Source organism: Bdellovibrio sp. (genome assembly GCF_036384735.1).
GTDB lineage: Bacteria > Bdellovibrionota > Bdellovibrionia > Bdellovibrionales > Bdellovibrionaceae > Bdellovibrio.
The window spans coordinates 1-9,908 of the sequence record NZ_DASVLT010000064.1; the positions used below are offsets into that span (position 1 = coordinate 1).

Here is a 9,908-nt window from a genome sequence, read left to right on the forward strand (position 1 = left end):
TGTTCAAACTTCTTGTACGGAAGGTTTCCGTCACACAAGTCTTGATATGACTAAAAAATGGTGGGACATCTGGAGTAAAAATAAGAAAAATGTTGAGTTCTCTGAGTTGACGCAAAAATTGTTCAAATTGATGCTTGATAACGAAGACCCCGCAAAACCTGATTTGAAAACTCGCTATGCTTACGCGGAACTTTTGTTCCAACTAGGCAAATTCGACGAAGCTAGCGCGCAATATAAAATGGTGGGCGATAAATCCACTGAAGATATCATGCGCCACGACGCTGACTATGCTGCGCTTTTCTCTAAAGAACAAAGCATCGAACAGAAAAAAGATGCTCTGAAAGAGCAAGAACGCAAAGACTTGGCTATGAACTACTTGACTAAACATCCGACTGGCAAATACGCCGTTGGTGTGAAGTTCAAGTTGGGTCATATCGCCTATGAAGAAGCGAATTATCCAGAAGCAGAGAAATGGTTGAAACCATTGACTCTGGTAAAAGGTGCAGAGAACGCAGATATCAGAAAAAAATCAGAAGACTTGGTCCTTGATATGCTCAATATCAAGAAAGACTACGCTGGTATTAAAGCTTTCTCTAAACAAGTAATGAGTTCCTCAACGGACGATGCTCGTAAAAAAAGCATGAACAAGATTTATGAGGAAGCTCACTTTACTGAAGTCGAAGAGTTCGCAAAAACTGGCGACAAAGACGAGGCAGCGCAAAAACTTATTGCTTACGCCAAAGACCATGACGGTTCGAAATTGGCCCAAGATGCTTTGTGGCAGGCTATCGGTATCTACTATACTGAAGGTAAAATCTTCGATGCTGCGGAATTGAGCTCTAAGTACGTCACTAAATATCCAGATGACAAAAAAGATCTCGATGCGTTGAAAGATGCGGCGAAAGCTTATGCTGACGTCGGCCAAATTTCAAAATCAGCAGAGACGTTGGTGAAAATTGCTGACCTTGATAAAAAAGGTCGCAACGAGCACCTTGAAACAGCCGCTGACATCTATTTGCTTGAAAAGAAAATCAAGGAAGCTCGTTCTGCTTACATGGGTATCTTGAGTGCCGCAGATAATAAGACTCTAGAGCGTATATACGGAAAGCTTTTGGATTCCTATAAGTCAGAACCAAACTCTGCGGAACTTGCTAAATTGCAAAACCAAATCCAAGCGAAAGGTATTGAGCCCTACACAACTCAAATTATGATCGCTAAGGCTAAGGCTTTGTTCGATTCTGGCAAAATGACCGCGGCCTTCGAACTTTCAATGAAAGCCAATGGTCGCAGTGCCCCTGCTGAAGTTCGCGCCGAAGCACGCTTGATCCAAGCCCATGTTCTTGAAAAAGAATTGGTGCAACAAAGCGTGAAAGCTAGCGAATCAAAATTCGCAATGGTTCTTGGTATTAAAACTGAGAAACTCGACAAAGCACAAACAGCTTATGTGACGGCTTTGAAAATGAGTAAGGACCCTTACCAACAGTTGGAGGCTATGCGCGGTATCGACCGTTGCTATGCAAACTTCATCGATTCATTGACGAACATGCCATTGCCAGCGTCACTGAAACCTGAAGAACAAAACCAATTACGTGGTGAGCTTGCTAAATTGACGAAGCCGATCCAAGACAAAAAGAACGACAACGAAGCGAAGTTAAAAGTTCTTGCAGCTTCTAAAGGCCAAGCAGCGACGACAGAAAGAAATTACGCCAGCATCCGTGTTGACCAGACAGTGACTCCAGTTGTGAAGTATCCGTCTGCTGATAAAATGGCAGCCTTCCTTCCGGCTTCGACAGATATGTCTATCGGAAAAGTGTCTCGTCTTGAGAATCGCACTGGAAAAACTTGTAATAAATCTGCGGTCTTGACAGGTCAGCTTGCAAAAGTAAATCCGCTCGAAGTTGCAGGAAATTGTTATGGTTCTAGACAGTACGACATCGTTGAAAAATTGGGTCTAGAACTTGCGAAAAATAAAGACACGCGTGCACTTGGTTTGTTCTATGCCAGCGTGGGCGCCGAAGCTCGCGGTTATACTGACAAAGCTTTGTGGATGATTGAGGCAGCGTTGAAGCTTCAACCCGAAGCAGCGCCTTACGTATATCAAAAAGCTCGCTTGATTTACAAAGACGATGGCCTGAATGCATCAATGCAATTTTTCGAAAAAGTTTTGGACATGCAAATGCCTTCGACAGAAATGCAAACTTTCGCTGGTGTGAAGGCTTTCTCAGAGGGAGATTTTACGAGAGCTATCGAAAAATTTTCTTCTCTGAGTAAAGAACAGTTGTATACTTTCAATGTAGGCGTCTTGATGAGTGATGCGTATGCTCAAAAAGGCGAAGTCGATAAGGCCTTGGGCACTGTGAAAGACATGCTCACTGCGAAGAAGGACAATGTCGACTTCCTCTTGGAGCAAGCTCACTTGTTTGAAACTTACAAAGGAAGCCCAACGCTCGCTTTGGATTCTTACGAAAAAGCATTCAAAGCAAGTTCGCAAATGGAATTGCGCGATTGGTTAGGCAAGAAGATACAGTATTTAAAAAATCAAAACAAAGTCGGTCAGAACGTTATCTCAGGAGACTTGTAGTATGGAGGGTACAAGTGAAAACTATCATCACAGCGATGATCGCTTTCATTCTCTTGGGGGCGTCGGCGGGTTTTGCTAAAACAAAGACCGTACGTAAAATCCAGGAAGTAAATTTTGGTGACATGAACCTCAAGGGTACGATTCGTAATCCTGACGGTGCCTATCTCGTGCAGAAAAGAGGCGTTAAATTTATGCCTCTTTATGACGTTCAAAAAGATATGGATAGCCGTATTCGCGAATCAGCTTTGTACCTTAACTAAGAGAGAGGTGTTACATGCTCACGTTGATTGTACGTCAGTCTCTTAAAAACGGGACTGCAAAAACTTGGAAATTACGCTCTACAGAAACAACACATACATTCGGTTCATCCCGCTTGGCTGATGTGATTTCAATTGCCCCAGGTACTAAAGGTATCCAAGGTCTTTTTGAATTTCATGACAACCAATGGTGGTATGTGAACATGGACATGGCATCGAGCGCTTCAGTGAAGGGCTCGACAGCAATGGCTTTGAATCAAGAAATCAGCGTTGAGCTTGAAGACTGCACTTTGCACTTTACTCCGGTGAAGAAGGATGCAGATCTTTATCTGCGTCTGGAAAAGGCCGGTCGTGACAATGCAGAGTTGGGTAAGCAATTCCAACTTTACATGGTAAAGCAAGCAGGCCGCGTGCTTGAGACAAAAATTCTTCCATTAAATAAGAAATTCAAACCTTCTTTCTCTACTAGCAAGGTAGCTTGCGTGCCTTCACAAGAATGGCACCGCCAAATGGTTGGAGAATTGGAAGTCAGCCAAAGAACATTGTCTTTGGAAGATGCGGCTCGTATGGCGCGCTTCTCCCCTAGCCAACTTGTGGATGACGATTCCAAAAAAGGTGTAATCTTGATGCTGGGTGCCGCTGCATTCTTCATCACAGTTGCGATCTTCTCGCCTAAAGCGAGTCATGAAATCGCAGAGACAGCTCCACCGAAAGTGGCGCAAAAAATTATCGTAAAAACAGAAATCAAGCCAAGACACAAAAAAGTTGAAGCGGCAAAACAAGCCCCTCAGCAGGTTGTGGTGAAGCAGGCTCCTGCAGCAGCACGGCCAAAAGCTGAAATGCCAACTGGTGGTGGTGGCGGAAAAATCGCCAACATGATGAAGTCGATCTCGAGTGGTCGTATCTCTCAGTTGATAGGTAAAGTTTCCGCACAAGGTGCGAAAAGCAATAACGTTGTTTTCGCAAACGGTGTGAAAGCGGGCTCAGGTCCTTCGGGTCGTGCTTTGGCAGCAGTAGGCGCCATGGAACGTTCAGGTCGTGACTGGGGTGCCGCTGGGAACGGCGCTGGCGTGATGATTTCTACAAATGGTCGCGGTGGTGGTAAAAACGCTGCCGGCATGGGCGGTATGGCAGCCGGTAGCACTGGCGCCGGTGGTGTGGGTTTGATCGAAGAAGAAAGTGAAATTATTGGCGGTTTGGATCGCGAGGTCATCGCTCAATATATCAAATCTAAATTGGGTCAAATCTTATATTGCTACGAAAGACAATTGAGCGCTAATCCCGATTTGTTCGGTAAAGTCGCAGTAAAATTTACGATCGGACCATCTGGTCAAGTCGAACAGCAGTTAATTGGGGACACAACACTTAAGAACGCAACCGTTGAGGGATGTATATTGAATAGGGTTGCCGCATGGAAGTTTCCTGCTCCACAGGGGGGAACTCGAGTGCTAGTAACGTATCCATTTTTATTCAAGAGTACAAACTAAGGCGGGGGTAATTCATGTTTAAGAAAACATTCTTGGTATTCATCTTGGCGGCATCTTCAGCATTTGCACAGCAAGGTGACAACACCAACACAAAAGACCAACAACGTGGCAGCGACAAGCTCGACATCAAAAAACTTGAGCAAAAATATTGGGCTGCTAAAGACGATGACTTTAGCGTCGTGCAAAATCGTCGCTATGTAAAAGCAGAACGCTTTTATCTAACTGCAGAGGGAGGCATTCCATTCAATGACCCTTACAGTTCAGGTTCAATGCTGTCTGCAAGTGTCGGTTATTTCTTCAACGAGCGTTGGGGTTTGGAAGCAAACTACAACAGCGCAAACTTGAAGGATAACGATGCCGTAAAGCAATTCGTGGATCAATACGGCGCCATTCCAGATCATAACGTGTTTAAATCATCTTATTTCCTTTCAGGAATTTGGGTGCCGTTCTATGCGAAAATGAGCGTCTTAGATAAAGCAATTATTTATTTCGACATGGGTGTTTCTTTGGGTGTCGGTGCTGTGAACTATGACATTAAAGAAAGCGAAGGCGATCAATCTAAGAGCGCCATGGCTGCGAAACTTGGCGTTTTCCAACAGATCTTCTTCTCGGAGCACTTTGCGTTCCGCGTGGACTTGAACAATACATGGTCTAACCAAGATCAAATGAAATATTACGCGCCAGGTACTGTTGTTGGAGGCACGACTGTATCAGGCAATCGTGATCTTGGCTCGAAAATGGTGAACGATACATCATTGATGTTTGGTTTCACTTATTGGCACTAATTATTCTCCAGGGCGGGGGTTTTATGAATAAGCCAATGACTCTTCTTTTAGCGCTTCCATGGCTTTGCGCGACAGCTTGGGCAGATCCTGCATTGACAGTAACCAATGCAGGCCGTCCCGCAGCGGCAACCTTGAAAGTTAAAAGCAGTCTGGTTCCTACTTTCGACGTTTATCAAAAGAAAGTAGTTAAGGGCAAAGTTGAAGTTTACAAAGTAAAGAATATCCCAGTTCTTGACCTTGGCGAAGAGCGTATGGTGCAAGCAGCGACTTTAAGTCCTTTGCGCCTACCCGCTTCAGTCGAAGTTAAGACAACGGAAGTTCGTCGCCATCAACCGGTAGATCCTATGTTGGTTCCTATCGCTCCTTACAACGTTGTGGTGAACGGCCCTAAACAAGTCACTGATGCCGAGGCATTCAAGAAAATCCCTGACATCAAGGTTCTAAACCCTGTTGCAGATCCTGTAACAAATGATCCTAAGGTGAATCTTGTTAAAATGGACGAGATGAAACCTAATGATTACAAACTTCTTCAAGCGATGATTTTCTTGGAAATCCAGAAGAACTACGAATTGGCCATGGGTCTTTTCGCAGAGTTGATGGATGATCCAGATCATCGCATCGAGGCTTTGTATAACTATGCTCAAACAGCTAAGGGCATGGGCCTGAATTCTGAATTCCGCGAATACATGATTCAAGTCGCAAAAGAAACGAAAAGCAAAGAGTGGCAACAAAGAGCCACTGAAGCTTTAGTTAAGAACATCAACACTCTTGAACACTCTGACATCGCTTTGATTGACCCATTGGTTGCAAAGTACGAATTAGACGTGACTAAGAATGATGATTACCAATTAACTCGCGCGAAATATTATTCGGAAGTGGGTCAATTGGGCCAAGTGGAAGATGCTTTGATTTATATTTCAGAGACGTCTCCCCGTTATCCAGATGCTTTGCTGTTGTCAGCTCTTTTGAGCTACCGCCAAGGTAAAGTTGATGATGCTGTTATCAATCTTGAAAAATTGATGCAGATCACTGACGGTGACAAATCATCTCAGATCCGTTCTGTAGGTGCTTTGACATTGGCTCGTATGCAGTTCCAAAAAAGCCAGTATAAAGATGCCTTCCAGTCTTATTTGAAAGTCGATAAGTCAAACCCATTGTGGTTGCAAGCCATGATCGAAAGCGCTTGGACACAAATCTTGGGCGAAGACTATGAAGGTGCCGCGGGCAATATGTTCTCGCTTCACACAGACTTCTTTAAAAACGCGTTTGCTCCAGAGTCTTACGTTGTGCGCACTGTGGGTTACTTGAATCTTTGCCAATATGGTGATGGTGCTCAAGTGCTCAATGAAATGCGCCAAAAGTATTCTCCATGGAAAAAGAAACTTGAAGCTTACAACACAAGCCACAAAGATTCTTTGGCCTATTACGATACTGTGAAAAGCTGGATCAAAAACTCTGACTTGAAAGAGGTTGACGGTCTTCCAAGATCCTTCATCGTGGAGCTAGCGCGCCACCCTGCTTATATGAGCGTGCAAAAGCAAATCAACAACTACGAAGACGAGATCGGTCGTTTCAATAAGATCGCCTTGACTCTTGTAAAAATGGAGCGTGACTTGTTGAACAAGCAAAACGCTGCCAACAAAGAGCTTTTGAATGCGAAAAAAGGTATCAAAGGCGACAGTCCTTCTGAAAGTGTAGCCGACGCTGTGCAATTGGCTGAAAAGAAACTTTTGAGCTATCGCATTCAGTATCATATCGCAAACAAAGCTCGTAACTCGATCAAGAACCTGAGAATGAAAGGTATTGCTCGCATCGAAAAAGAAAAAGATGTGTTGCGTACAGCAGCCTCTAAAACTCTTCAATCGCGCTTTGGTGAAATGCTAGCGAGCTTGAACAAGGTTTTAGATCAAAACGACGTTCTTCAGTATGAACTTTACTCTGGCGCCGGCGAGCACATCCGCTATCAAATGGCTGGTGGTGACGTGAATGATAAAGAGCGTCCTGAGTTAAAAGTTGCTAAAGAAAAGAGTTTGAATTGGAAGTTTAAAGGTGAAATCTGGGAGGACGAAGTAGGTCACTATCGTTCTTCTTTGAAAAACGTCTGCCCTCAAGAATCGAGTGTTGCAGGCTTGTCTGGACAATAAGGAAAGGAATCTCGAATGAAATTCTCTAATACAATGACAGCAATGACTTTAGGTCTTTTGATGAGCTTGAACGTGACCGCTTTCGCACAAACATCCGCGAAGGAAGGTCTTGATCGCATCAAAGCGAACCTTAACAACTCAAAAACAAATTTGACTGAGTACGAAAAGAATCTAAAAACTGTTGATAGCAACTTAGGCGAAGTCGCTAAGGCGAAAGGTCAGGTTGAATCTCAACAAAAACAAGTTCAAGCACAGGTTGATGAAAACAACCAAGCAATGGGTAAGGTCTCTGCGAAAGAAAAAGACATCAATCAGTTGATTAACGAGGAAAAAGCTAAGACCGCTCAAGAAAACCAAAAGATTCAAGAGTACGAGGCTGCTATTGCCAAGATCAAAGAAAATCAAAAGAAACGCGAAGCTAATATAGCCGACTACCAAATGCAGATGAATCAAGTGCAAGAGGAAAAGAAGATTTGGCAGTCACGCGCATCCAACTTGAAAGAACAAAACGATCAAGTGAATCAGAAACTTCGTGGCCTAGCTAGCGAAGAAAAAGAATGGAAAGCGAAACAGCAAGGCTACCAAGGTGAAGTGAAACGCTGGAGCAAAGAGGTTGAAAGACAACAAAAAATCAGCGACTCTTACAACTCTTTGGCTGAAGTAAAGTAAACAAATTCAATTTCATTTTAAAAGATTACGGAGGTTGCAAAAAACCTCCGTTTTCTTTTTTTCACCACAAAAACAAATAAGATTAGAGAAGATCTTCCTGGACAAAGGTATATCTCAAGGATCGTCCCCGAAAAGACATGGGGGACATCAAATACAAATTTCCCTGAAAACTCATTCCCCGTCAAAAGGATACCGAAGATTCACCTGAGTTAAGGAGTATCAAATGAATCATTCGTCGTTCTCAAGTTGGTTTAAGGGTATTAAAGGTCGTCTTCTTTTCGCAGCCTTTGTTCCCGTCGCGGGATTTGCCATTCTATTTACAATCTCTCACAATGGCGTGGGGAAGCTTAATGACATCATTGATAGCGCCCACGGCACTTTGATTCCCAACCTCGTCTCTTTGTATGAACTTCGCCAATCGCGTAATAAGTTTGGCTTTATGACATGGAACTATCTGAATGCGTCAAATCCAGAAGAAAAAACCAATGCCCTTAAAAATGCGGCAACAGGTCTGGACGAGTACAGGTCAAATCTAAAGGCTTATATCGCTTCCCCCTTCACTCCAGAAGAACAAAAGAGCTTTGATGCCATTCACGACAAATTCGACAAAATCGTAGCGTCGATGGAAAAGATAAATGAGCTGATGCAGGCAAATAAACCAGAAAATGCAGAGGAAATAAAAAGACTTCTGACAAAGGGAGATTTCGCTACCGAAGCTTCAGTGGTCAACGATTTTTCTCGCAACACCGCCCTCAGCTATGTAGCTCGCAGTAAAGACGAATCGAAACAAGCTAGTGCCACCCAAACGACTGTGCTTAATATGTTGATTTTGACAACTGCCTTGTGTGGGTTTGCAATTTTCGGCCTTTTGCTGTGGATTGCGGCAAGTATATCTAAAGCAGTTAGCTCTATCGCCAGTCGTTTGACTCAGGCAGGTGGTAACGTCGCTTCCTCTGTTGAACAATTGAATGAAGCCGGCAACAGTTTATCTCAATCTTCCACGGAAGCAGCAGCTTCCCTCGAAGAAACCGTGGCAGCTCTTGAGGAAATGTCTTCAATGGTGCAGATGAACTCGGACAATGCGAAACAAGCCGCAGCCCTTTCCGCTTCTTCTCGCGATGCTGCCGAGACTGGGGAACGTGAAATCAAATCATTGATTGAATCTATGACTGACATTTCTCAGTCTTCGAAGAAGATCGAAGAAATCATTTCGGTTATCGACGATATCGCTTTCCAAACAAACTTGCTTGCATTAAATGCCGCCGTTGAGGCAGCCCGTGCGGGAGAGCAAGGGAAAGGTTTTGCGGTCGTCGCTGAAGCAGTACGCGCCCTTGCACAAAGAAGTGCGGCCTCTGCTAAAGACATCTCTTCACTGATCAAAGAATCCGTATCACAAATTGATCGCGGAAGTAACATCGCAGATAAAAGCGGAACTGTTTTGGCTAATATTGTGACTTCAATCAAAAAAGTTTCTGACTTGAATAATGAAATCGCGGCGGCAAGCTCTGAACAAACAACAGGAATTCAACAGATCAGCAAAGCCATGAATCAGTTGGATCAAGCATCACAATCAAACGCAGCTTCTGCTGAAGAAATCGCTGCGACAAGCGGCGAAATCAATAATCTTGCGACCACGGCTCTGGAATTAACCACTGAATTGAACAGCGTTATTCACGGTGCAGGTACTCTTGTTGAGACGCCAGTCGTTGAAAAAAATCCATCAGTGGCATCCCCTGCGACAAAAAAGAAAAACAATGTCCTGCCTATGCGAGCAAAGGCTCCCGTCTCTAAAAAGGACGCTCCTGCTTCAGAAGTGATTCCTTTTGAAGAGGAAGGTCGCAAAGTGGGAACCACTGACGGTTTCTAGTTTTTTGAAAGCAAAAGACCTGAGATTATCCTCTCGAAGAAGCCCTCATTAAGAGGGCTTCTTGGTTTTTTCTCCTCTAGAATAAACTTTAGAGGACTATATTTTGAAAAAAACAAAG

Annotated in this window: 7 protein-coding genes; all 7 read left to right on the forward strand. The window is 43.9% G+C overall.

Annotated features, from left to right (window positions below):
* A partial coding sequence (locus VF412_RS18495; RefSeq protein ID WP_331340755.1) for an adventurous gliding motility protein U occupies nt 1-2,581 on the forward strand: 2,581 nt, incomplete at its 5' end.
* Nucleotides 2,582-2,595: 14 nt separating this feature from the next.
* On the forward strand, nt 2,596-2,841 hold the full coding sequence (locus VF412_RS18500) for a hypothetical protein (RefSeq protein WP_331340756.1): 246 nt from the start codon (nt 2,596-2,598) through the stop codon (nt 2,839-2,841).
* A 14-nt stretch (nt 2,842-2,855) separates the two neighbouring features.
* Nucleotides 2,856-4,325, forward strand: a complete 1,470-nt coding sequence (locus VF412_RS18505) for an AgmX/PglI C-terminal domain-containing protein (protein ID WP_331340757.1) — start codon at nt 2,856-2,858, stop codon at nt 4,323-4,325.
* Between the two features lie 14 nt (nt 4,326-4,339).
* Complete coding sequence (locus tag VF412_RS18510) at nt 4,340-5,110, forward strand: outer membrane beta-barrel domain-containing protein (protein WP_331340758.1); 771 nt, start codon at nt 4,340-4,342, stop codon at nt 5,108-5,110.
* 23 nt (nt 5,111-5,133) lie between these two features.
* Nucleotides 5,134-7,254, forward strand: coding sequence for a hypothetical protein (locus VF412_RS18515; protein ID WP_331340759.1), 2,121 nt, complete (start codon nt 5,134-5,136; stop codon nt 7,252-7,254).
* A gap of 15 nt (nt 7,255-7,269) precedes the next feature.
* Nucleotides 7,270-7,923 carry a hypothetical protein gene (locus VF412_RS18520; protein WP_331340760.1) on the forward strand — a complete coding sequence of 218 codons (654 nt, stop codon included), beginning with the start codon at nt 7,270-7,272 and terminating at the stop codon, nt 7,921-7,923.
* 223 nt (nt 7,924-8,146) lie between these two features.
* Nucleotides 8,147-9,790 carry a methyl-accepting chemotaxis protein gene (locus VF412_RS18525; protein ID WP_331340761.1) on the forward strand — a complete coding sequence of 548 codons (1,644 nt, stop codon included), beginning with the start codon at nt 8,147-8,149 and terminating at the stop codon, nt 9,788-9,790.
* Nucleotides 9,791-9,908 lie beyond the last annotated feature (118 nt).

Excerpts from the sequence above, each read along its gene's own strand:
- VF412_RS18520 (WP_331340760.1), top strand. The coding sequence starts at position 7,270 with ATGAAATTCTCTAATACAATGACAGCAATGACTTTAGGTCTTTTGATG.
- VF412_RS18515 (WP_331340759.1), top strand. The coding sequence starts at position 5,134 with ATGAATAAGCCAATGACTCTTCTTTTAGCGCTTCCATGGCTTTGCGCG.
- VF412_RS18510 (WP_331340758.1), top strand. The coding sequence starts at position 4,340 with ATGTTTAAGAAAACATTCTTGGTATTCATCTTGGCGGCATCTTCAGCA.
- VF412_RS18525 (WP_331340761.1), top strand. The coding sequence starts at position 8,147 with ATGAATCATTCGTCGTTCTCAAGTTGGTTTAAGGGTATTAAAGGTCGT.
- VF412_RS18505 (WP_331340757.1), top strand. The coding sequence starts at position 2,856 with ATGCTCACGTTGATTGTACGTCAGTCTCTTAAAAACGGGACTGCAAAA.